This window comes from Pseudomonas sp. Emmai (assembly GCF_055179735.1).
The window spans coordinates 4,368,884-4,390,547 of sequence record NZ_CM143685.1 but is presented as its reverse complement, the minus strand read 5'-3'; the positions used below and the strand labels follow the sequence as shown (position 1 = coordinate 4,390,547).

Annotated in this window: 26 protein-coding genes; 12 read left to right on the top strand and 14 right to left on the bottom strand. The window is 59.0% G+C overall.

Features of this window, described 5'->3' with window-relative positions; translation table 11 throughout:
* Nucleotides 1-93 precede the first annotated feature (93 nt).
* On the bottom strand, nt 94-1,677 hold the full coding sequence (locus ACY4LX_RS20185; RefSeq protein WP_463257586.1) for a rhodanese-related sulfurtransferase: 1,584 nt from the start codon (nt 1,675-1,677) through the stop codon (nt 94-96).
* On the bottom strand, nt 1,674-2,282 hold the full coding sequence (locus ACY4LX_RS20180; protein WP_123508742.1) for a cysteine dioxygenase family protein: 609 nt from the start codon (nt 2,280-2,282) through the stop codon (nt 1,674-1,676). The genes ACY4LX_RS20185 and ACY4LX_RS20180 overlap by 4 nt, the downstream gene beginning before the upstream one ends.
* A 230-nt stretch (nt 2,283-2,512) precedes the next feature.
* Between ACY4LX_RS20180 and ACY4LX_RS20175 the strand changes: the two genes are divergently transcribed.
* Both ACY4LX_RS20175 and ACY4LX_RS20170 read left to right on the top strand, forming a co-directional pair.
* Nucleotides 2,513-3,418 carry a LysR family transcriptional regulator gene (locus ACY4LX_RS20175; RefSeq protein WP_149662132.1) on the top strand — a complete coding sequence of 302 codons (906 nt, stop codon included), beginning with the start codon at nt 2,513-2,515 and terminating at the stop codon, nt 3,416-3,418.
* Between the two features lie 119 nt (nt 3,419-3,537).
* Entirely contained in the window at nt 3,538-4,332 is a 795-nt protein-coding gene (locus ACY4LX_RS20170) for a class II aldolase/adducin family protein (protein ID WP_463257585.1), read from the top strand.
* Nucleotides 4,333-4,399: 67 nt separating this feature from the next.
* Here ACY4LX_RS20170 and ACY4LX_RS20165 read toward each other — a convergent pair whose 3' ends face one another.
* From ACY4LX_RS20165 to ACY4LX_RS20155, 3 genes are all read right to left on the bottom strand, one after another.
* Complete coding sequence (locus tag ACY4LX_RS20165; protein WP_463257584.1) at nt 4,400-5,347, bottom strand: Dyp-type peroxidase; 948 nt, start codon at nt 5,345-5,347, stop codon at nt 4,400-4,402.
* A 52-nt stretch (nt 5,348-5,399) separates the two neighbouring features.
* Nucleotides 5,400-5,726: a hypothetical protein gene (locus ACY4LX_RS20160; protein ID WP_463257583.1), complete on the bottom strand. Its 327-nt coding sequence runs from the start codon at nt 5,724-5,726 to the stop codon at nt 5,400-5,402.
* 116 nt (nt 5,727-5,842) lie between these two features.
* Nucleotides 5,843-6,931 carry an LLM class flavin-dependent oxidoreductase gene (locus tag ACY4LX_RS20155; protein ID WP_463257582.1) on the bottom strand — a complete coding sequence of 363 codons (1,089 nt, stop codon included), beginning with the start codon at nt 6,929-6,931 and terminating at the stop codon, nt 5,843-5,845.
* Between the two features lie 363 nt (nt 6,932-7,294).
* Here ACY4LX_RS20155 and ACY4LX_RS20150 point away from each other — a divergent pair, with 363 nt between their 5' ends.
* The 4 genes from ACY4LX_RS20150 to ACY4LX_RS20135 all read left to right on the top strand — a co-directional run bounded on the left by ACY4LX_RS20150 (nt 7,295) and on the right by ACY4LX_RS20135 (nt 10,365).
* Nucleotides 7,295-8,167, top strand: a complete 873-nt coding sequence (locus ACY4LX_RS20150) for an ABC transporter permease (RefSeq protein ID WP_149662137.1) — start codon at nt 7,295-7,297, stop codon at nt 8,165-8,167.
* 1 nt (nt 8,168) lies between these two features.
* Nucleotides 8,169-8,948, top strand: coding sequence for an ABC transporter ATP-binding protein (locus tag ACY4LX_RS20145; protein ID WP_463257581.1), 780 nt, complete (start codon nt 8,169-8,171; stop codon nt 8,946-8,948).
* Nucleotides 8,941-9,579: a type 2 periplasmic-binding domain-containing protein gene (locus ACY4LX_RS20140; RefSeq protein WP_463257580.1), complete on the top strand. Its 639-nt coding sequence runs from the start codon at nt 8,941-8,943 to the stop codon at nt 9,577-9,579. Before ACY4LX_RS20145 ends, ACY4LX_RS20140 begins: the two co-directional genes overlap by 8 nt.
* Nucleotides 9,580-9,855: 276 nt before the next feature.
* Nucleotides 9,856-10,365 (top strand): hypothetical protein, encoded by a 510-nt coding sequence (locus tag ACY4LX_RS20135; RefSeq protein WP_463257579.1) that lies wholly within the window; start codon nt 9,856-9,858, stop codon nt 10,363-10,365.
* A gap of 254 nt (nt 10,366-10,619) precedes the next feature.
* On the opposite strand, the gene ACY4LX_RS20130 is transcribed toward ACY4LX_RS20135, so the two are convergent.
* The 3 genes from ACY4LX_RS20130 to ACY4LX_RS20120 form a co-directional block, all read right to left on the bottom strand.
* Nucleotides 10,620-11,267: a helix-turn-helix domain-containing protein gene (locus tag ACY4LX_RS20130; RefSeq protein WP_463257578.1), complete on the bottom strand. Its 648-nt coding sequence runs from the start codon at nt 11,265-11,267 to the stop codon at nt 10,620-10,622.
* Nucleotides 11,264-11,425: a hypothetical protein gene (locus ACY4LX_RS20125; protein ID WP_463257577.1), complete on the bottom strand. Its 162-nt coding sequence runs from the start codon at nt 11,423-11,425 to the stop codon at nt 11,264-11,266. Before ACY4LX_RS20125 ends, ACY4LX_RS20130 begins: the two co-directional genes overlap by 4 nt.
* 135 nt (nt 11,426-11,560) lie before the next feature.
* On the bottom strand, nt 11,561-12,514 hold the full coding sequence (locus ACY4LX_RS20120) for an aliphatic sulfonate ABC transporter substrate-binding protein (RefSeq protein ID WP_463257576.1): 954 nt from the start codon (nt 12,512-12,514) through the stop codon (nt 11,561-11,563).
* Nucleotides 12,515-12,740: 226 nt separating this feature from the next.
* Between ACY4LX_RS20120 and ACY4LX_RS20115 the strand changes: the two genes are divergently transcribed.
* A complete protein-coding gene (locus tag ACY4LX_RS20115) occupies nt 12,741-12,956 on the top strand; it encodes a TOBE domain-containing protein (protein WP_034150404.1) in 216 nt (71 codons plus the stop codon).
* 63 nt (nt 12,957-13,019) lie between these two features.
* Here ACY4LX_RS20115 and ACY4LX_RS20110 read toward each other — a convergent pair whose 3' ends face one another.
* A complete protein-coding gene (locus tag ACY4LX_RS20110) occupies nt 13,020-13,652 on the bottom strand; it encodes a response regulator (protein ID WP_149662142.1) in 633 nt (210 codons plus the stop codon).
* A complete protein-coding gene (locus ACY4LX_RS20105; protein WP_463257575.1) occupies nt 13,652-15,025 on the bottom strand; it encodes a cache domain-containing protein in 1,374 nt (457 codons plus the stop codon). The genes ACY4LX_RS20110 and ACY4LX_RS20105 overlap by 1 nt, the downstream gene beginning before the upstream one ends.
* Before the next feature lie 278 nt (nt 15,026-15,303).
* On the opposite strand from ACY4LX_RS20105, the gene ACY4LX_RS20100 reads away from it, so the two are divergent.
* Together ACY4LX_RS20100 and ACY4LX_RS20095 are read left to right on the top strand one after the other, a co-directional pair.
* Entirely contained in the window at nt 15,304-17,364 is a 2,061-nt protein-coding gene (locus ACY4LX_RS20100; RefSeq protein WP_149662144.1) for a carbon starvation CstA family protein, read from the top strand.
* The gene (locus ACY4LX_RS20095; protein ID WP_054050768.1) at nt 17,354-17,551 is read left to right on the top strand and encodes a YbdD/YjiX family protein; all 198 of its coding nucleotides are present in this window, start codon (nt 17,354-17,356) and stop codon (nt 17,549-17,551) included. Before ACY4LX_RS20100 ends, ACY4LX_RS20095 begins: the two co-directional genes overlap by 11 nt.
* A gap of 123 nt (nt 17,552-17,674) precedes the next feature.
* On the opposite strand, the gene ACY4LX_RS20090 is transcribed toward ACY4LX_RS20095, so the two are convergent.
* Entirely contained in the window at nt 17,675-17,884 is a 210-nt protein-coding gene (locus tag ACY4LX_RS20090; RefSeq protein ID WP_463257574.1) for a hypothetical protein, read from the bottom strand.
* A gap of 192 nt (nt 17,885-18,076) precedes the next feature.
* Here ACY4LX_RS20090 and ACY4LX_RS20085 point away from each other — a divergent pair, with 192 nt between their 5' ends.
* On the top strand, nt 18,077-19,054 hold the full coding sequence (locus ACY4LX_RS20085) for an acyltransferase family protein (RefSeq protein WP_149662146.1): 978 nt from the start codon (nt 18,077-18,079) through the stop codon (nt 19,052-19,054).
* 58 nt (nt 19,055-19,112) lie between these two features.
* On the opposite strand, the gene ACY4LX_RS20080 is transcribed toward ACY4LX_RS20085, so the two are convergent.
* Entirely contained in the window at nt 19,113-19,310 is a 198-nt protein-coding gene (locus ACY4LX_RS20080) for a hypothetical protein (protein ID WP_463257573.1), read from the bottom strand.
* A 513-nt stretch (nt 19,311-19,823) separates the two neighbouring features.
* Between ACY4LX_RS20080 and ACY4LX_RS20075 the strand changes: the two genes are divergently transcribed.
* Entirely contained in the window at nt 19,824-20,015 is a 192-nt protein-coding gene (locus ACY4LX_RS20075; protein WP_463257572.1) for a hypothetical protein, read from the top strand.
* A gap of 142 nt (nt 20,016-20,157) precedes the next feature.
* On the top strand, nt 20,158-20,367 hold the full coding sequence (locus ACY4LX_RS20070; RefSeq protein ID WP_463257571.1) for a hypothetical protein: 210 nt from the start codon (nt 20,158-20,160) through the stop codon (nt 20,365-20,367).
* A 109-nt stretch (nt 20,368-20,476) separates the two neighbouring features.
* Here the strand turns inward: ACY4LX_RS20070 and ACY4LX_RS20065 are convergent, their stop codons facing one another.
* Nucleotides 20,477-20,776: a hypothetical protein gene (locus ACY4LX_RS20065; protein ID WP_149662151.1), complete on the bottom strand. Its 300-nt coding sequence runs from the start codon at nt 20,774-20,776 to the stop codon at nt 20,477-20,479.
* Between the two features lie 120 nt (nt 20,777-20,896).
* Nucleotides 20,897-21,433, bottom strand: coding sequence for a sterol desaturase family protein (locus tag ACY4LX_RS20060; RefSeq protein WP_463257570.1), 537 nt, complete (start codon nt 21,431-21,433; stop codon nt 20,897-20,899).
* Nucleotides 21,434-21,664 lie beyond the last annotated feature (231 nt).

Genomic DNA, 21,664 nt, shown 5'->3' with positions numbered 1-21,664 from the left:
AATCCTCTCCAGGTGGATGCAGCCTCCACCCGGAGAGGGGTCGGATGTCGGTGGGTTTGCCCCTATGCCTGCAAGGCCAGGAGCGCGGATTATTCAGATCACGAAGAAGCCATGGGTAGCATCGCGGGCCAGTTGCGCGACCAAACCATATTCCCAATCCAGATACGCCTGCATGGCTTCACGCGGGCTGTCGGTGCCTTCATAGGGGCGGCGATAGCGGTCGATGCGCGGCGACGCGAGGTGTGTTTCGCCATCCTCCAGCGGCAGTTGCGCGGCGACCCAACTGGCCGTGCCGCCCTTGAGCAGGAACACCGGTTTGCCGGTCAAGGCCTCGACTTCGGCGACCGCCAGCCGCGCCAATTGGCTGCTGCCGCAGGCCAGCACATAGCGTTGCGCGGTCGGTACGTTGTTCAGCGCTTCGCTTAATTGCCCGCGCAGCGTCCACCAGGCACCGGGGATGTGGCGTTTGACGTAGTTGGCGCTGCTGGTGAAATCCAGCACCACACTGTCGCCATGAGCCAGCCATTCGGCCAGGGTTTCGGGGCTGATTTCCTCGGCTTGCTGCGACGCAGGCACCGGCGCCTGCCAAGTCCCCGTTTCGCTGAAATGCGCAGGCTGCACGTCATCCAGCACATGCACCTCCCAACCGAGTTGCGAGAGCCAGGACGCCGACATATTGGCGCGCACGCCGTCGTCATCCACCAGCACCAAACGTGCACCGCGCACACTGGCGAAGTGATCGGTTTCCTGCACCAGTTGGCCGCCGGGGGTCGAGCGGGCGGTGGGCAGGTGACCTTGTTCAAATTCTTCCGGCGTACGCACATCGAACAGATAAGTGCTGCGCGTCGATTCCTGCTGCCAGCGCTGAAGATCAGCCAGGGTGGCGCGGCCTACCAGTGCCTTATCGGCGACCCGACGGGCATCCTTGGCCGCGATGTGCCGATGCTCTTCGCTGGTCGGCGCAAATCGGCGCGACTGGCCATGTTGCAGTTTCTGACCGGCGAGGGTCCAGCCGATGGTGCCGTTGCGCAAGGCGGCAACCGGGTTCGGAATGCCGGAGTTGATCAGCGACTGCGTGCCGATGATGCTGCGGGTGCGCCCGGCGCAGTTGACGATGATCCGCGTCGTCGGGTCCGGCGCCAGTTCCCGGGCGCGCAAGACCAGCTCGGCGCCCGGAACGCTGATCCCGGTGGGAATGCTCATGGTCTGGTATTCATCGAAACGCCGGGCATCGAGCACCACCACGTCGGCCTCGCTGTCGAGCAACGCCTGGACTTCTTCCGCCGCCAGGGATGGCGTGTGGCGCTGGCTTTCCACCAGTTCGCCAAAGGCCTTGCTCGGCACATTGACGTCGATAAACAACTCGCCACCGGCGCGGCGCCAACCGTCCAGGCCACCTTCCAACAGGGCCACATTCACATAGCCCAGGCCCTGCAAGCGCTGCGCAGCAATCTGTGCCAGGCCTTCGCCGTTGTCGTAGACGGTCAGGGGGGTATCGAGCCGTGGAATCCGCGAATACACCTCCAGTTCCAGTTTCGACAAGGGGATGTTGGCCGCGAACAAAGGATGCGCCTCAGCGAATGGCGCTTCTTCACGCACATCCACCAGGGCCAGTTCTTCCTTGTTCAGCAGGGCCTTTCGAATATCAGCGAAGGAACGGGTCAGTTCGATACTCATAGGGCTTGGCTCTCTTTGGACAGATCCCAGATGTTGGGGAGAAAGGCGTTGGAATAACCGGAGATAAACAGTTTCTCGCTGCCGTCGGGCTGATACACCGCGCGGCGCACGGCACCGATGTTGGCGCCGTAGACATGAATGCTGATGGACACTTGGTCGTCAAACGCGTTGCTGACTTGATGGATGTCGCCAATCTTCGGCGACACGGCCTCGACCTGGCCGGGTTGCAGTTGAATCCGGTTGCCCTCGGGCACCAGCGTGCCATCGGTGTGGCGGGCGAACCCCTGGGAATATTCCGCACCGCGCAACATGCCGATCAGGCCCCAGACCCGGTGATCGTGGATCGGCGTGCGTTGCCCCGGCCCCCAGACAAAACTGACCACGCTGAAGCGCTGTCGCGAATCGGCATGCAGCAGGAATTGCTGATAACGCTCCGGGTCGGGGCGGGCGAAGTCTTCCGGCAGCCAGTCGTCATGGCTGACCAACTGCCCGAGCAGCTTGCCGCCGCGATGCAGCAGGTCTCCCTCGCGCGGGTTGCTGTCGATCAATTCCGCCAGGGCGCCTATGAATGCTCTGAGTCTCTCCGGGTGTCGGGCCTGGGTCATGGCGATTCCATCGTTGGTTTCGAAGGTTGATGTGGGTTATCTAAGCATAATGATTTTGCTTAATATGCAATTTTTAAATGATTAGCTTATAGCTGAAGGGAATTTATAACTCGATTGAATAGCGTTAATCGTTATCGATCTGGACGCCTGAAGCTTCGGGCTATCCAGATTTCAGCAATAGAACTATGCTTTTCAGACATCTTATTGACTGTTCTCTATGTGCGGGCCAAATGAAAATTGATGATATCGATGCCTTCGTCGAAGTGATTCGTTGCCAGTCCATCAGTCACGCAGCCGAGTCGTTGCAGCTGACCCAACCCGCCATTACCCGGCGCGTGCAGAACTTTGAGCAAGCCCTGGGCGTGGAATTGTTCGACCGCAATACCAAACCGCTCAAGCCTACTTTGATCGGAACCCGGGTGTATGAACAGTGCCGTTTGATCCTTCGGGAAATGGACGCGTTGCGCGAGCTGGTGGCGACCGACGCGCCGCCCACCGGCCTGCTGCGCCTGGGCGTGCCGCAAACCATCGGCGATGTGGTGTTGCTCGATGCCCTCAAGCATCTGCGCGTTGAATACCCCGAGTTGCGCGCCCAGGTGGCAACGGGTTGGGGCAGTCAATTGGTGGGCAAGATCGAGCGCGGTGAACTGGATGCGGCCGCCGCACTATTCCCGGCGGGGAAGATTTTCCCGGACAACATCGTCGGCCAGTCCATCGGCAAAATGGAATTGGTGGTGGTCTGTGCCAAGGCACAAGTGCCCAAGCGCCCGTGCAAACTCGCCGACGTCTACCAGAGTGGCTGGATTCTCAATCCCGACGGTTGTGGTTTCCGCGCCGGGTTGCAACGCACCTTGTCGGATCAAGGACTGGCGCTGCGGGTCAATCTGGAAACCTTCGGCACCGAGTTGCAACTGGGGCTGGTCGCCGATGGTTTGGGCCTCGGACTGGTGCCGCGCCCGTTGTTGGAGCGCAGCGCGCATTTCGAGCAGTTGGCGGTGGTGCCGCTCAAGGACTTCAAACCGGTGATGGACCTGTGGCTGATCTACCCGCACTTTCTCGGCAACCTGCAAGGGCCGGTGGATGCCTTTGGCAAACTGGTCGCCGGGTCGCTGCAGAAGATCAAGAGTGCGGCATGAGGAACGTCTCAAGACATAAAAAAAAATGATAATTAGCTTAGATTAAAATGTGCTTTTTATTATTTTTTCGCTTCCCCTAGGCTGGCTGCAATTCTTAAGGCCATCCAGGAAGTTTTGCCATGAGCAGCGTCAGCCCGTTATCCAGCGTCTCGAAAAATGTTCGCCAGCGCGTCACCCCCGAAGAATGGGAAGTGCGGGTCAAGCTGGCGGCGGCCTATCGGTTGGCAGCGCTGTTCAAGTGGACCGACCACATCTACACGCACTTTTCCGCCCGGGTGCCGGGGCCCGATGAGCATTTCCTGATCAATGCCTTCGGCCTGTTGTTTGATGAAATCAGCGCCTCCAACCTGGTCAAGGTCGACCTCGACGGCACAATCGTCGACGACCCGACAGGCCTGGGCATCAACTACGCAGGCTACGTCATCCATAGCGCCATCCACGGCGCGCGGCCGGATCTGCAAGCGGTGCTGCATACCCATACTCGCGACGGCATCGCGGTGTCGGCCCAGCGTGACGGGTTGCTGCCGATCTCCCAGCATTCCATTGGTTTCTCCGGGCGCGTGGCTTACCACGGTTACGAAGGCGTCGCCCTGGACCTGGACGAGCGGGAACGGTTGGTGGCGGACCTCGGGGACAAGAGTGTACTGATCCTGCGTAACCACGGTCTGCTGACCGCCGGCGTCAGCGTTGAGCACGCATTCCAGCAACTGCATGGCCTGGAGCGGGCGTGCAATATCCAGATCGCCGCTCAGGCCGGCGGCAATGCCGAGCTGATCTTCCCGCCGGCCGAGGTGGTGGCCAAGGTCGAGAAACAGGCCGAAGTGTTCAAAAGTGGCGACGGGCCGGGTGTGGCGCGGCATTGGAATGCGTTGATCCGGCAGTTGGAGCGCACGGATACGGCGTACAAAGAATGAAAAAAGGGGACACCCATTAGCCGGTCTCCAGTCAAGGCTAATGGGTGTCCCCTTTTTAAGGCCTTGCTTAAGGCGCGCGATCCGCCAATTCTTCAAGCAAATCCGCCGAAGGCACAAAGAACAACCCACCCGTGACCGCCGTGCTGAAATCCAGCAAGCGGTCATAGTTGCCCGCCGGCCGGCCGACAAACATGTTCTCCAACATCAGTTCAATCGGTTCCGGCGAGCGGGCATAGCCGATGAAGTAGGTGCCAAACTCGCCCGCGCCTGGCCGCCCGAACGGCATGTTGTCGCGGAGGATTTTTACCTCCTCGCCGTCTTTGGTGATGGTGGTCAAAGAACTGTGGGAATTGGTCGGTTTCACCGCGTCACCCAGTTCGATATCGGACAGTTTCGTACGGCCGATAACGCGTTCCTGAGCCTCGACGGACAGCCCGTTCCACGCGTCCATCTTGTGCAGATACTTCTGGACCAGCACGTAGCTGCCGCCGGCAAACGCCGGGTCTTCATCACCAATGAGCGTGAACCTGGCCATGTGCCGATCATCCGGATTCTCCGTGCCGTCGACAAAACCGATGATGCTGCGCATGTCGAAATAACGGAAACCCTGGACCTCATCGACTACCGCTACCGCATCGCCCAGGGCCGAGAGCAACTGTGTGGCCAGTTCGAAACACAGGTCCATCTGGTCCGCACGAATGTGCAGCAGAATGTCCCCCGGTGTTGCCGGCGCTCGGCGACCTTCATCGCCGAATTCGCGGAAGGCGTGCAGTGACGCCGGGCGCGGGCCGCCGAACAGCGTGTCCCAGGCACTGGAGCCAAAACCGCAGACGCAGGACAGGTAACCGGTCGGCACACGCTTGCCGACGGAGCGGGTGAGGGCGGCGATGTCACCGCACCAGCCGCGGACTTTTTCTGCGGCATCGCTGCCGGGCGCCACGGTGGCGACAATGAAAATCGCGCTTTTGGTGATCGGGGCGCAGACGGCTTGAGGATCAGGCGTTGGCTGGGTCATGGGCGTAGATCGTCATTGATAAAAAGTGCCAAGACAGTAGCAGATTCCGCCCTCAGGGGATCAAGCCCGCCGCTCGGTAGGACTCGATCATTTGGTCATGGATCGTGATGTCGTTGCGCCCACGGGACACCAGTTGCGCCCCTTGAATGGCGGCAAACACCGATAGCGCCTGGCGTTGCAGCGACTCTGGTTGAGCCTCGGGTTGTTTCAGCGCCAGCACCTTGCCCAGCCACCGCACATTGGCGTCGGTGAACCCGTCCACCCCGACCCGCACTTCGGCCGGAAGATCGTGATGCTCGGCGGCGAGGATCCCGCACAGGCACATGCGATTGTCGTTTTCCAGTGCCGCGCGGAAGGCGGCCGTGTAGGCGTCCATCATTGCGGCGGGGTCCTGGGATTGCGTCAGCAAAGGTCCCCCTCGCCACAGGTTGAGTGTCACGACAAAAAAAACAGGGGCTTGCCGTAAGGTAAGCCCCTTTGTCGTGTGCGCCGGCATCAGGCGACTTTTTCCGCCGCCTGCCGCTCCCGCTCGGCCACCAGTTGCCGGGTCAGCGGGATCAGGCGCTTGCCGTAATCGATGGCGTCATTCAGCGGATCAAAACCACGAATCAGGAACGTGGTAATACCCAGGTCGTAGTAGTCGAGCAACGCTTCCGCCACCTGTTCCGGCGTGCCCACCAGCGAGGTCGAATTGCCCTGTGCACCCAGCAGCCCGGCGATGCCGGTCCACAGTCGCTTATCCAGCCGCGTGCCTTGGGCCGCCGCCGCCAGCAGACGTCGTGAACCTTCATTCGGTGGTTCGCGCCGCACAAAGCCATTTTGTTCCGCCAGCGCCGTGGCCTGTTGCAGAATCCGTTCGGCACGCTCCCAGGCTTGCGCTTCGGTCTCCGCCAGAATCGGGCGCAACGACAAGCTGAAGCGAATGCTGCGCCCATGCTTGGCGGCCTCGGCGCGCACCTGGTTCACCACTTCGCGCACCTGTTCATAGGTTTCACCCCACAGCGCGTAGACGTCCGCATGCTTGCCCGCCACCTCAATGGCCGCCGCCGATGAGCCGCCAAAATACATCGGGATGTGCGGCTGCTGCGGTGACTTCACCGACGAGTGCGCACCCTCGACCTGATAGTACTTGCCCTGATAGTCGAAGGGCTTTTCGCGGGTCCATTCCTGGCGCAGCACGTCGAGGTATTCATCGGTGCGGGCATAGCGCTCGTCCTTGTCGATGTAGCTGCCATCGGCGCGCAGTTCGCGGTCATCGCCGCCGGTGATGATGTGCACGGCGGTGCGCCCGCCATTGAATACATCCAGGGTGGTGAATTGCCGCGCGGCGAGCGTCGGTGCGGCGAAACCCGGGCGATGGGCAATCAGGAACTTCAGGTTTTTCGTCACGCTGGCGGCGTGGGAAGCAATCAGCGTGCTGTCTGGACTGTTGGAGTGGAACGCCACCAGGGCGCGGTCGAACCCGGCCTCGTCATGGGCGCGGGCGACGGTTTCTACATAGTCGGGTTGCAACACCGGGCCGCTGCGCGGGTGGATTTCCGAAGAATGATGGCCGCCGATGTAGCCGATAAATTCGATGCTCATGCTGAGTTCCTTGTCTTTGGATAGGCGTGATTCAAGCCTCCACCGGGCAGGGGGTCGGTCCGTGGTGTCGAAAGTAGGCGCAGCAGGGCAGGGCTGTGAAATGCCGATTTGTTCTAAGTTAATTATTAATTTAATGAATCATATGAAATTGTAGATATCAGTAATGCGCATTTTATAGCGGGGGAATAGGCAGGCGCCGCAGAGGCTGCGGCCTGAGCCCTTTAATTATGCAAATAATTTATCTGGATGATCTTCTATCTGATTTTTAATCATATTATGTTATTCCTAAAAAGCCTTTCACTGGCGTTTCTTATACGAATAGCATAAATCCGAAGCCATGTTCTTGATGAGGAAGGAAGCCTGATGACCGAAAAGACCTTCGATACACAGAGCGCCAGCAGCTCGTTTTCAGTCAGTAAGGCGGTTGATCGCCCCGAGGCTTCAAGGCTGCTCCCCAACTGGCTGCGCAACTGGCGAACCCCCGAAGTTTTGCTGCGCCTGCTCAGCCCGATCGCCTTGCTGTTGTTGTGGGAACTGGCCTCACAATTTGGCTTGATCCCGCAACGCATCATCGCCGCACCGTCGCAGATTGGCGGCACGCTCTGGGCGATGATCATCTCTGGCGAGTTGGGCAAACATCTGTTGGTTTCCCTGCAGCGCGCGCTGCTGGGCTTGAGCATCGGCGTCAGTATCGGTGTCGTAGCGGCGCTGATCACCGGGCTGTCGAAGCGCGGCGAGGTGATCCTCGACTCACCGATGCAGATGCTGCGCACCATTCCTTCCCTGGCGCTGGTGCCGCTGTTCATCCTCTGGTTCGGCATCGGCGAGTTCACCAAGATCGCGCTGATCGTCACCGGCACCACCTTCCCGGTGTACCTCAATCTGTTCTCTGGTATCCGCAACATCGACCCCAAGCTGATCGAGGCCGCCAACACCCTGGGCCTGAATCGTCGCGAGCTGATCTGGCACGTGATCCTGCCGGGCTCCTTGCCTTCATTCTTCGTCGGCTTGCGCTATTCCCTGGGCATTTCCTGGCTGGCCCTGGTGTTCGTCGAGCAGATCAACACCACCGCCGGCATCGGCTTTCTGGCCAGTGATGCCCGGGACTTTATGCGCACTGACGTGATCGTGATCTGCCTGTTGATTTACAGCGTCCTCGGTTTGTTGATCGACGGACTGATCCGCACGCTGGAGCGTTTCGCCCTGGCCTGGCGCCCATCTTTTGTGAGGAATTGACATGTCGACGCTCACGGCAAAAAACCTGCAATCAGAAGCACCGGTGCAACTGCGAAACGTGGTGCGCCAGTTCGGTCAGCAACGGGTCATCGATGGCCTGGACCTGGACATCGCACCCGGCGAATTCGTCGCGCTGCTCGGGGCCAGCGGTTCCGGCAAGACCACGTTGTTGCGTAGCCTGGCCGGGCTCGACAGCATCGACAGCGGCCAGTTGCGCGTACCCAAGGCCCGGGCGGCGGTGTTTCAGGAGCCGCGCCTGATGCCGTGGAAACGCGCCTGGAAAAACGTGGTCCTCGGCCTGCACATCCCCGACGCCAAGGCCCGCGCCGTGCAAGCCCTGACCGAAGTCGGACTGGCCCATCGGCTGGAAGCCTACCCGGCGACCCTCTCCGGCGGCGAAGCCCAGCGGGTAGCTCTGGCCCGTGGCCTGGTGCGCGAACCCAAGCTGTTGCTGCTCGACGAACCCTTCGCCGCCCTCGATGCCCTGACCCGAATCAAGATGCATCGGCTGATCATCGAGTTGTGGCGCAAACACACGCCGGCGGTGCTGCTGGTGACCCACTACGTGGACGAAGCGATCCTGCTCGCCGACCGGGTGATCGTGCTGGCCAACGGCAAGATTGCCGAGCAACTGACCATCGACTTGCCCCGCAGCCGCGACACCGGGCAGGACGGTTTCCAGGCGATTCGCGCACGGCTGCTGAGCCTGTTGGGTGTCGAAGTGGAAACGGCGGCGGTGGTTGAGCGTCAGTCTGCGATCCGGCGGTTTGCCCATGCGTGATCGACGTCTATGGCAATCGGCGATGGTGTTGCTTTCAGGTGCTGCGCTGTTGCTCAGCGGCTGCGGTGATGCCATCGAGTCAAAAGCCCAGGCGGATCTGTCCAGTGTCACGCTGATCCTCGGTGATCAAGCCAAGGGCCTGCGCACGGTGGTCGAGGCCGCCAATGCGCTGGAGGGCATTGCGTACAAGGTGCAGTGGGCCAACTTTCAGGGCGCCGCGCCGCTGTTCGAAGCCTTGCGCGCCGGGGCTGTGGATTTGGGGCCGACGGGGGATACGCCGGTGCTCGCTGCAGCAACCGGTGGCACGCCGTTGCGCATTGTCGCGGTGCGGCGCAGCCAATCCCGGGGGATCGCGATTCTCGTCCCACACGACTCACCGATTCACAGCGTCGCCGATTTGGCGCGGCAGAATCCCGATGAATACGCGCGGGTGTTCGCCAAGGCCAACGATGTGTCGCTGGACGTCTCGCAGCGGCTGCGCAGCTGGGCTGATGAGTCGCTATTGCCGATCGAGGTGCGTGACGTTCAGGCGTTGCAGCAGGTTGATGATTTATTCGTGGAGAAGAAGATCTTTCCCCATCGCGTCGACGTGGAGAAGTTCACCGATGCGCAGGTGTTTTCCAGTCAGTAAGAATCTGCGCCAGCGTTAGATCGATTATTTCTTTCGGTTATTTATATAGTCTCGCATCGCATATCGATAACCGACAGAAACGCGCTCCAGTCTGCATCGCATCTGCAATGAAAGCTGAAGGTTCGCAGCAGCAGATAATTCCGTTCCATCCACCTGTTTAAAGTCGCTTGAGCATGCATTCCGGCTGTTTGATCGCCATCTTGCTGCGTGTTGGTCAATCCTTAGAATCCTCCCCATCAGCTTCGTCCACCTATCGAACCTTCAGGGAACACCACCATGATGAACGCCATGCAGATGCAAATGCCGATGAACGCCAATATGCCAATGATGCCGATGATGGGCATGCCGATGATGATGGCGACCATGACCTGCGACATGATGGACGACGGCATGATGTGCAAGATGATGCCGGCCGCTGGCATGGACATGGCGATGTTCAAGAACAGCGCTGAAATGATGCAGATGATGATGAACTGCGGCATGCCGATGATGATGGATTGCGGCAACATGAGCATGATGTGCATGTCCCAGTCGGCCATGGCCATGCCGATGATGAACATGATGATGCCAATGCCGATGATGGGCATGCCGATGCCATCGATGAAGTGCGTGATGGAATGCACGATGATGGACGACAGCATGATGTGCAAAATCATGCCGATGGCCGGTATGAACATGGACATGATGAAAAACTGCTGCAACCTGATGATGAAAATGATGAACGACTGCAGCATGCCAATGATGATGAGCTGCAACGGCATGCCGTTGATGTGCTGCACCTGCTGATCCATTGCCATTGAAAAAGCCCGGCTAATGCGAATTGGCCGGGCTTTTTCATGTGCTTTTGCTGTGCCTTTGCCTTTGCCTTTGCCTTTGCCTTTGCCTTTGCCTTTGCCTTTGCCTTTGCCTTTGCCTTTCGTAGGAGCCAGGCTTGCCGGCGAAGGCGTACTTGAGGGCCCCTTCGCCGGCAAGCCTGGCTCCTACAGGTTCGGTGTTTGTCAAACCAGATTCGGTGTTTGTCAGACCAGGTTCGGTATTTGTCAGTCCAGGCGTTCGGGGTAAGTGACCACCAGATACGCCACCGCCTCGCTGTCGGCGGGGTTGCGATAGCGGTGCGGCTGGTCGGCATAGAACAGGATCGAATCGCCGGTCGACAACAGATAACGCTCGTCATTGACGCTGATTTCCAGCACCCCTTGCGACACCACCAGGTTCTCCTGCACGCCGGGACCATGACCCTCGGAAATGTCCTCGCCCAATGGGCTCAGGCGCAGTTCGTAAAACTCCGATTGGCGCGCCACGTCGAATGGAAACAGTGCACGGCTGACAAACGCACCGCTGGCACTGACCAGGCGTTTGCTCTGGCTTGCCGACAGCACCGCCACGCCTTCGAAGGCCCGATGCTCAAGAAACGCGGCCACCGAGACCTTCAAACCCTTGGCGATTTTGCACAGCACTTTGATCGACGGCACGCTACGCCCGGATTCGATCTGCGCCAGCATCGCCCGGCTCACACCGCACTGACGGGCGAGGGCATCGAGGGACAGATGCCGCTTGCCACGCAGGCGTTGCAGGTTCTGCGCGACACGCTCGCAGATCGGGTCTTCCTCCAGAGATTCCAGGTTATTCAAATCCAGCCCAGGTTCGTCGGCGCTCGCCAGAAAGCGCGAGGGTTGCTGCACGTTCACGCGTGACGCGTCTCGGAAGACTTGGCCGCTTGCACCCATTGGTAGGCCTGCAAGCCGGCATTGCGTGCGTACATTTCCCACATGGCCCGTGCCCGTTGCTGAGCCTGTTTGCGTTTGCAGTAGCTGGCGAAGTCGATGACGTTATCAGTCGGATTCATGGGGCACTTCACTGTGTAATGAATGACGGGATGAGCTGACAATACTCGGAATTTTTTATAACGATAAATACTGATTTTGTATTTTGTAATTCGTTTTGGTTCTTTGGTGGCTGGCTGAAAGAAAGGCAGCCGGCACTAGGGTTTCCAGATCTCGACGTCTTTGGCATCCACCGCTTTGGGCAACAAACCCTCGGCAAAAAACGCATCGGCGATTTTTTGCTGTTCGCCCAACTGATCGGCTTTCACCGGTTGCACCTGGTAACTGCGATGAGCATTGGCCGTCTCGACGGTTTCCACATCCAGGTTGCCCCACAACGGGCCGAGTACTTGTGCGGCGTCACGCGGGTTGTGCTTTACCCAGGCGCCGGCCTTGTGCAGTTGCTCGTAAACCAGTTTCAGGACTTGCGGATGCTCTTTGGCGTAGGTGTCGCTGGTCAGGTAGTAGCGCTTGTAACTGGCCAGGCCGGTGCCGTCCGCCAGGGTGCGGGTCGGCAGTTGGCGTTGCACGCCGCTGAGGAAGGGTTCCCAGGTGACCCAGGCGTCGACCTTGTTGTTCTCGAAGGCGGCGCGGCCATCGGCCGGTGACAGGTAGGCCGGCTCAATGTCGGAAAACTTCAAGCCGGCCTTGTTCAGCGCGGCAATCAGCAGGTAGTGCGAACCGGCGGCTTTGGTCACCGCGACTTTCTTGCCTTTCAGATCCGCCAGTTGCTGCAACGGCGAATCCTTGCGCACGACAATCGCCTGGGCCGAAGGCGAGGGCGCTTCTTCGGCAAAGTAGGTCAGTTTGGCTTGCGCGGCCTGGGCGAAGATCGGCACGGTATCGGCCACATCGGCGCTGATATCGACGTTGCCGACATTTAACGCCTCCAGCAGCGGCAGGCCACTGGAGAACTTATGCCAGGTGACGTCGATGTTGTTCTGCGCGAGGGTCTTTTCCAGGGTGCCTTGGGTTTTCAGCAGGGTGATGAGGGTCGATGACTTCTGGTAGCCGATACGTACGGTCTCCCGGGCCTGCGCCGTCAGTGTGAAGGACAGGGCCAGTGCGACAACCAGGCTGGTAACGACCGCGTTTTTGATGGGTTTTGACATGGCGAACTCGACAGTAAGCGAAGGAGAAGGTGGCTATCTGTCATGAGCATAGAGTTCTAAGAATTATTCTTTAAATAATGTTTAGGTCTTAGCTTAAGGTGTTTGTGTATGCATTTAAGGAATATATAAATCGTTATTTATTCCTTTTGTTATCGCTTGCGCCGGTGCATTTTGAAGGCCTGCACCTCAGTGCGGTTTTGCCTCACATCAGACAGGAAGCCTCAACATGACCATCAAAGCGATCAACGTTCGTAACCAGTTCAAAGGCGTTATCAAGGAAATCCTGGAAGGCGAAGTGGTTTCGGAAATCGACGTGCAAACCGCGTCCGGCATCGTCACATCGGTGATCACTACCCGTTCCGTGCGCGATCTGGAATTGAAGATTGGCAGTGAAGTGATTGCGTTCGTGAAGTCGACTGAAGTGTCGATTGCCAAGCTCTGAATGGGGTCGCCGTTCCCTGTGGCGAGGGGGCTTGCCACAGGTTTCTCGCAAGATTTCCCGAGATCAGCGTGAGATCAACCCACGTTCAATCGCGTAGTTGAGCAACGCCGCTGGCTTATCAATATTCAACTTGCGGCGAATGCTCAGCCGATGGGTTTCCACCGTGCGCACGCTGATGTCCAGTTCGCGCGCCATTTCCTTGTTGTTCAGTCCCAGCACCATTTTGCACAGCACCTCGCTCTCACGCGGGGTGAGCTCGTTGTCGGTCGGCCGGTCAGCCGCTAGCTTGCGGGCGATTTCGGCGCTGTAGAACGTCCCGCCACTGGCAATCGCCTCGATGGCCGCGATGATTTCACGGGAGGGGGAGTTCTTCAGCACGTAGCCGCTGGCGCCCGAGCGTACTGACTCGCTGACGTACTCGTTGTTGTCGTACATGCTGAGGATCAGGATTTTGATCGCCGGGTGGTCACGCCGCAGCACGCGGGTCAGTTCCAGGCCGTTCATGTCCTTGAGGCCAATGTCCACCAGCAGCAAATCGGGCTGGGTCCGGGCGACCATTTCAATCGCGCTCGCACCGCTGTCCGCCTCGCCGACGATGGCAAGAAAATCCACCACCGCCAGCAAGGCGCGAATGCCGTCGCGCACCAGGGAATGATCGTCGACCAGGGCGACACGGATCGGGACGGGCAGGCTCATCAAGTCATTTCTCTTATTGTGTGGGCTGTCTCGCTCAAGGGCAGCAGCACATTCAGCTCGCTGCGACCCGGCGTTGAATGCAGTTCGAGTCGGCCACCGAAATGCTCGACTCGTTCACGGATATTGCGCAAGCCGATACCGGCGTTCAGGCGGTCGACCCGATTGACGTTAAAGCCGATGCCATCATCGACGACGATCAGGCGCAATGCCAGCGGCGAACCCTGCAAGGTGATCGACACCGTGCTGGCCTGGGCGTGACGTTCAATATTGGTCAACCCTTCCTGGGCGATACGGAACACCGCCACCGCCGCCCCGTCCACCAGATCGCAGTCGGTCAGGTTGCTTTGATAATTGACCTGCAAACCACTGCGCTGCTGGAACTCGGCAGCCAACTGGCCGATGGCGGCGGGCAGGCCCAGGGTGTCGAGCAGCGAGGAACGCAAGTCATGGGAAATGCTCCGTACCTCGCCGATGGCACTGCCGAGGCGCTCGGTGGCTTCGCGCAAAATGTTCAGGCCATTGTCGCGCCCGGCCTCGATCAAATGGCTGGCCAGTTCGAACTGAAACTTGATCGACACCAGCAACTGACTGATGCCGTCATGCAATTCCCGGGAGACCCGTGAGCGCTCCTCTTCCTGCAAGCTGACAATGCGCTGGTTCAGGCGCTGAAGTTTTTTGTCCGCCAGGCGATGTTCGCTGACGTTCAGGGTCATGCCGCTGATAAACACCAGCAGCACGGCAATCAGCGCCACCGCCGCAATCGCGAGCATGGTGCCGTGGATGCCATGGGCGACTTCATCCCGGGCTTGTTGCGTGGCCTGTTCAACGTCTTCGAGGTAGATGCCGGTGCCGAGCATCCAGCCCCAGCGATCCAGCATCACCACGTAGGCGAGCTTGTCGGTGATCGCGCCGGTGGAAGGTTTTTTCCAGGCATAGCGTTGGAACCCGGCGCCGGATTCGGCGCTTTTCAGCAAAGCCTGAATCACCGGCAAGCCATGAGGGTCGGTCATGTCCCACAGGTATTTGCCCACCAGTTCGGATTGCCGTGCATGCATCAGGCTGCGGCCCTGGCGGTCGTAGACGAAGAAATAGCCGTCGACGCCAAAGCTGAGTTTTCGCAGTTCTTCGAGCACCCGCTGCTGGGCCACGGCGTCGCCGTGGCCATCGTCATACAACGGCTCGATCAGGCTCTTGGCCATTTCCACGTAGTTTTTCAGCTCCGCGCGTTTGCTGGCGAGAATGCTGTCTTCAATCAACTGCGCCTGCTGCTCGCCCAGTTGTCGGTTCTGGAACATCACCAGGGCGCAAATCACTGCAATCGCCAGGATTAGCGGCAGGATGCCCAGGGCAACGATTTTGTGTTTGAGCTGCATGTTCTACTCCTGTCCAGACCGGGCGACGGTGCGGCAGGGCCGTTGGCGGGTGTCGTGGTGGGGGCATGATAGGCCAAAAAGACCTGCACTTCGCCAGCGCAAAGTGCCGTCGGACTAATGGATGAAAGCGGTCTGCGTAGTACTACGTAGACGGGCCTTACGTAGTACTGCGGATTCCGCTGCCGGCGACATGCGCGGATATTAGGCGGGCTCGCATAACGGGCACCATTATAAAAATTATCGCCGCGGCCTATCGGACTGCCGGCAGGAGACACGCAATGACCCGTCTGGTTAAACACCTCGCCTGGTTTGTCGTGGCTGTCATTGGAGCGATTGCGCTGAGTGTCGTGGCCCTGCGCCGCGGCGAAGCGATCAACGCCCTCTGGATCGTCGTCGCCGCCATCGCCATCTACCTCGTTGCCTACCGCTATTACAGCCTGTTCATCGCCAACAGGGTGATGCAACTCGATCCCAACCGAGCCACTCCCGCCGTACTCAACAATGATGGTCTGGACTATGTGCCGACCAACAAACACATCCTCTTCGGTCACCACTTCGCGGCCATTGCTGGCGCGGGGCCTCTGGTCGGTCCGGTGCTGGCGGCGCAGATGGGCTACCTGCCCGGTACGCTGTGGCTGATTGCCGGCGTCGTGTTCGCCGGCGCGGTGCAGGACTTCATGGTCCTGTTCATGTCCACCCGCCGTAATGGCCGCTCCCTGGGCGACATGGTCCGTGAAGAAATGGGCCGCATCCCGGGCACCATCGCGCTGTTCGGCTGCTTCCTGATCATGATCATCATCCTCGCGGTGCTGGCGCTGATCGTGGTCAAAGCCCTGGCCGATAGCCCGTGGGGCATGTTCACCGTGATGGCGACCATTCCGATCGCGATGTTCATGGGCGTGTACATGCGCTACATCCGCCCGGGCCGCATTGGCGAAATCTCGGTGATCGGCGTGGCGTTGCTGCTCGGTTCGATCTTCGTCGGCGGGCAGATTGCGGCTGATCCGGCCTGGGCAAAGGTCTTCAGCTTTACCGGTGTGCAAATCACCTGGATGCTGATCGGCTACGGTTTTGTCGCGGCGGTATTGCCGGTGTGGCTGATCCTGGCGCCGCGCGATTACCTCTCCACCTTCCTGAAAATCGGCACCATCCTGGCGTTGGCGGTCGGCATCCTGATCACCATGCCCGAGCTGAAAATGCCGGCGCTGACCCAGTTCATCGACGGCACCGGGCCGGTGTGGAAGGGCGGCTTGTTCCCGTTCCTCTTCATTACCATTGCCTGTGGCGCGGTTTCGGGTTTCCACGCGCTGATCGCTTCCGGCACCACGCCGAAACTGCTCGCCAGTGAAGGCCATGCCCGTTACATCGGTTATGGCGGCATGCTGATGGAATCCTTCGTCGCGATCATGGCGATGGTTGCCGCTTCGGTGATCGAGCCAGGCGTCTACTTCGCCATGAACAGCCCGGCCGCCGTGGTCGGTGGTGACGTGATTCAAGTGGCACAAACCGTCAGCAGCTGGGGGTTTGCGATTACTCCGGAAGCCCTGCAAGCGGTGGCCCATGACATCGGTGAAACCACCGTGCTGGCTCGCGCCGGCGGTGCACCGACGTTGGCGGTCGGCATTGCGCAGATCTTGCACAGTGTCCTGCCAGGTGAAAACACCATGGCGTTCTGGTACCACTTCGCGATCCTGTTCGAAGCGCTGTTCATCCTGACCGCCGTCGACGCCGGCACCCGAGCCGGACGCTTCATGCTGCAGGACTTGCTCGGCTCTTTCGTCCCGGCGCTCAAACGCACGGAATCCTGGACCGCCAACCTGATCGCCACCGCCGGTTGCGTGGCGATGTGGGGTTACTTGCTCTATCAAGGGGTGATCGATCCGTTGGGCGGGATCAATACCTTGTGGCCGCTGTTCGGCATCTCCAACCAGATGCTCGCCGGTATCGCGCTGATGCTCGCCACCGTCGTGCTGATCAAAATGAAACGCCAACGCTACATCTGGGTGACCATGCTGCCAGCTGTGTGGTTGCTGATCTGCACCACGACGGCGGGCTTCATCAAGCTGTTCGACGCGAACCCGGCGATCGGCTTCCTGTCCCTGGCCAAGAAATACAGCGACGCGTTGGCCAACGGCCAGATTCTTGCCCCGGCCAAGAGCATCGACCAGATGCAGCACGTGATCTGGAACGCGTACACCAACGCTACGTTGACCGGGCTGTTCCTGTTCGTGGTGTTCAGCATCCTGTTCTATGCGCTCAAGGTCGGCATCGCCGCCTGGGGTACAAAAGAGCGTACGGATAAAGAATCGCCGTTCCAGGCTGTGCCCAATGTTCAATGACCTGAGTCGCCTCGGTAAATACCTCGGTCAGGCCGCGCGCCTGATGGTCGGCATGCCCGACTACGACAACTACGTCGAGCATATGCAAACCAAGCACCCGGACAAACCGGTGATGGATTACGAGATGTTCTTCCGGGAGCGTCAGGAAGCGCGTTACGGGAGTAAGGCTGGGCCGAAGTGTTGTTGAACTTGTAGGAGCATGGCTTGCCCGCGATGGCGATCTTTCGGACGCCATCGCGGGCAAGCCTTGCTTCTACACAACAGGTGATAGGCCACATCCGGCAATCGCGGCAATCCATCGCTCCCCCCGTTACCAGAGTTTGTCGCCTTTCGCCGGATCCGCGTTGCGCCGATCCGGGCCATCGGGGTTGCCGAGGTTCACAAGCCTTCTTTCCAGCAGAACATTCTGAAGCGCCTGGCGTGCCGTCGGATCCAGTTGATGCTCACGCTCCTTGAGTTCAAGCAGAATTGGGCTGGACCAGGCGCGATAGGTTTGCTCGGTTATACGAACGGGGGTCATCTATCTCTCCTTGATTAGGCACCCGCCGTGAGGTGGGCGCTGTTCGATGAGGTAGAAACACTAGTTGAGGAAACGGGTTGTTGCCAGCATCGATCCGGCTGATTCCTGGCTACAATCTGAAAGCACTGTCCTGCTAGCCAAAAGCCACGTAACTTAGCGCGCAAAATAATTAGACGTTTAAGGAAGATGCGCGTGGGGGCTTTTCGACTGCTGCTGGCGGTGCTGGTGGCGATTTCACATATGGGCGTGACGTTTGCGGGGCTCAATCCCGGCGTGGTTGCGGTGATTTCCTTTTTGCTCATCAGCGGCTTTGTGATGACGTCCCTGATCGAAAGGAACTACAACGCCCCGGAGCAATTTCCATTGTTTTACGTGGATCGGCTGTTGAGGCTCTACCCGCAGTTTCTGCTCTACTTCACCGCCTCCTGCGTGGTGATTTACTGCCTGTTGCCCGGTACGCCGCAAGCGGCGGCGCTGACGGTCAAGAACATCGCCCTGAGCCTGACGATCGTTCCGCTGGATCTCTACATGTTCGGCTTCACCATTCCCGAGGTCCTGCCGGCCGCCTGGTCGCTGGGGCTCGAAATGTGTTTCTACCTGCTGATTCCATTCCTGATCGTGTACAAGCTGCGGGGCCTGGCATTTGTGCTGTCGGTGGCGGTGTTCATGGTCGCTTCCCTGGGCTACATCAACACTGACGTCTACGGTTACCGACTGCTGCCGGGCGTGCTGTTTATCTTTCTGTGCGGCAGCTACATGTACCGGATGCGGGCCAGGGCCGCGATGGTGATTGCCGCCACCGCGATCTTTGCCGGGCTGATGTTCGTGGCCATTGCCGTGGGGATGATTCCTCGACGGCCCTTCAACGCCGAGGTGACCGCCGGCATTGCCCTGGGCGTGCCGGCCGTCTTCCTGCTGAGCCGGCTGAAATACCACCGCATCGATGAGTTGCTGGGCAATATCAGCTATGGCGTGTTTCTGAACCACTTTGCGGTGATCTATTTCCTGCGGGGATTCTGGCCGTTTACCTTCACGGTCACGACGATGCTGTTGCTCTCGTTTTTGCTGAGCGGCGTGTCGTACTACTTTGTCGAACGACCGGCGTTGAAACTCCGTCACGCGCTGCGCAAGGGCGCGAAATTTGGAGTGGGTCGTGCAAGCACTGTTTGAGGCGAGGCTTGCCGCATGCTGAATGTCGAGTCATCCAGCGGGCGGCAAGTGGGGTGGGTCAGACGCAGGCCTGGCCGAGCTGATTGTCTTGCGCGGCGGTGAGCAGGTGCGCCGGCACGTTTGGCAGTACCTTGACGCAGGAGACTTCGAAATGCCCCACTATCTGGAGATGTCGCTCACTCAGTCCGGTCGACTCTTCTGCCTTTGCCATAGCCATTCTCGCGTGGTTCGCTGCGATTTCATTGAGAGTTGACACGTTACATCTCCGGGGTGACTGACCAAGCTGATTGTGATTGCTGCCGCGTCAGAATTACGTCGTTCTGGGGCTGCTAGACGGGCCTTTGCAATCCTCACGCCAGACAGACTCGGGCATTACGCGCCAGTTTTTATAGGCGACGAATGGTGAACCCTGGGGCCTGCTGGAAGCACACCGACCGTCAGCCAGCTTGAATTATCGGCCATGCCCGGACTCCATTGATCGAGGGGCAATTGTTCCTCGATGGTGGTGAACTCCGCGCTGAGGCAACTTAATGACATCGTTCGAAGATTTCAGAACCCAATCACACGCGCTCTTGATCGAGCTGGATGCCGCTACGATGGGGATGATGACGTTGGTGACATCAAAACGCGTTTCAGGGCCGGAATGGGACGCGGCCACGAAAAGACACCACGACGCGTACGAACGCTGGAACGCCTTCCTTAATATCCCCGGCTAGCGTGTGAAATGGGGGCGTAAATTGCCCATGCACTTCTTAAAGAGGAGCCGCACATGGACGTCGACCAAGTGAGCAAGCAAACGTCGGAGCAAAGCGCCTGGGATCGGTACTTCTGCGCTGCGTTGATTGCAGAGAGCCATCTGACAGCACCGTTTGTGGGAGAGACCACCCACGAAGACCGGCAGAACCTGCTGGTTGAACGGGCCAAGGCACTCGCCGACAAAATGCTCGAACACCGCAAATAACCAGAGCCCAGCCATCGCGCTGGGCTTTTCATTGGCACGAGATACCGGTGATCGGCTGGCGTGAATCATTCGCCGAATGCCGGCTCAATGATCCTGAAGCCGTTGCTTCTTTTTTTTGGCCGGGTCAATGAAGGTGAATGCAATGACGTCAGTCGACGATTTCAGAATCAAGTCCCACGCACTGCTGATGGATCTCGATGCAGCCACCGCGCAAATGATGCAGCTGGTTTCATCCCGCTCGGTATCAGGACCGGCGTGGGAGGAGGCCGTCAAGCGCCAGCACGATGCCTATGTACATTGGAATACGTTTATCAACAATCGTGACGGCGCCGATCCGGCCGATGCCAGTTAGTCAAGAGATGAGTGAGCGATGATTAACGTGTGGCGAAGGAGCACGCTCTCTCGCCACAGGTTTGGTGTCAGGCCTGATGACTGCATCGGGCACTAGACCGGGTTCAGCTTCAAGAACCGCTACCCCCTTTACCCTCACCACCCCCTTTTGAACCTCCAGCAGGAGTAGGGCCGTTATCGGTGGTGCCTGCGTCGGCGCCATTGGACATGGAGCCCGTCGTGCCATCAATGCCCGTGGCCGACTTGCCACCGTCCGTGCCCGTCCCGACGCTGTTCGTTTCATTACCTTGCGGCTGCGCGGTACCCGGCGGAAGGGCAGAGCCTTCGGTCGTCTTCTCGGCAGCCAGGCCATAAAGCGAGCAGGTGGATAACAGGCCGGCGAGGGTGAGCACTGCAAATGTGTTTTTCATGGTCCCAGTCTTCCGTAAAAGTGATTGACACAATATTGGAAGAATGGGAATCGCAAAGGTGCTGAGGAGCTGACGAGTGGTGGTCAGGTGGGGGGGGAGGCTTGCCCGCCGTGACTTGTTTCAGGTGTTCTCCTCGACCGTGTTGAGCGCCTGGGCCCGGACATAGGTGCCGAACACGTGATCCCAGAGCGGCGAGGACACGCCGAAATTCTTCTCGATGCCCTTGCGGTGATGCAGGTCATGATTGGTCGCCAACCCGGAAACAAAACGGTAGGCCCAGTGTTCCGGACGGTGCATCACGTAGTGCAGCGAAATGTAGAAGAAGTAGCCGACGATCACACCGATGAAAACCGACGTCAGGCCAGTCAACCAAGCGAGTACCAAAAGACCGGCATAGGCTGAACTGGTCTTCCAGCTGGAAATGCCGATGAAAGCCAGCACATCGAGATGATGGGTCCAGTGCTCCCGGCGATACAGCGAATGAAACAGGAAACGGTGCACCAGATACTCAACCAACGACCAGGCCAGCAGACCGGCGAGTGCCTGACCGAGATGAAAGGGAGCGATGCACAGGGCAAGGACGACAAACAGCGGAACGGTGAAGAAGTCGAGGTAATACGCAGCCGATGACATCAGCCATTTGTTGGACGCAGCCATGCGCAAGGATTCCTTGGTGTGCCCGATGGGCATCAATTTGTGAGTCGATGAGGTAAAGCGCGGCAAAGCTAACATAAGCGCCTTGGATTGCATATTTCGACAGCTCACTTTCTTGGCTGCGCGAGTATTAATCCCATGTGCTGCTTAATGATTGGATCTAATAAAAGTTATAAGCCTGTTCTTTAATGGTCTGCGATACCGGTCGGTTTTACTGCTAGGTTGTCAATGCAC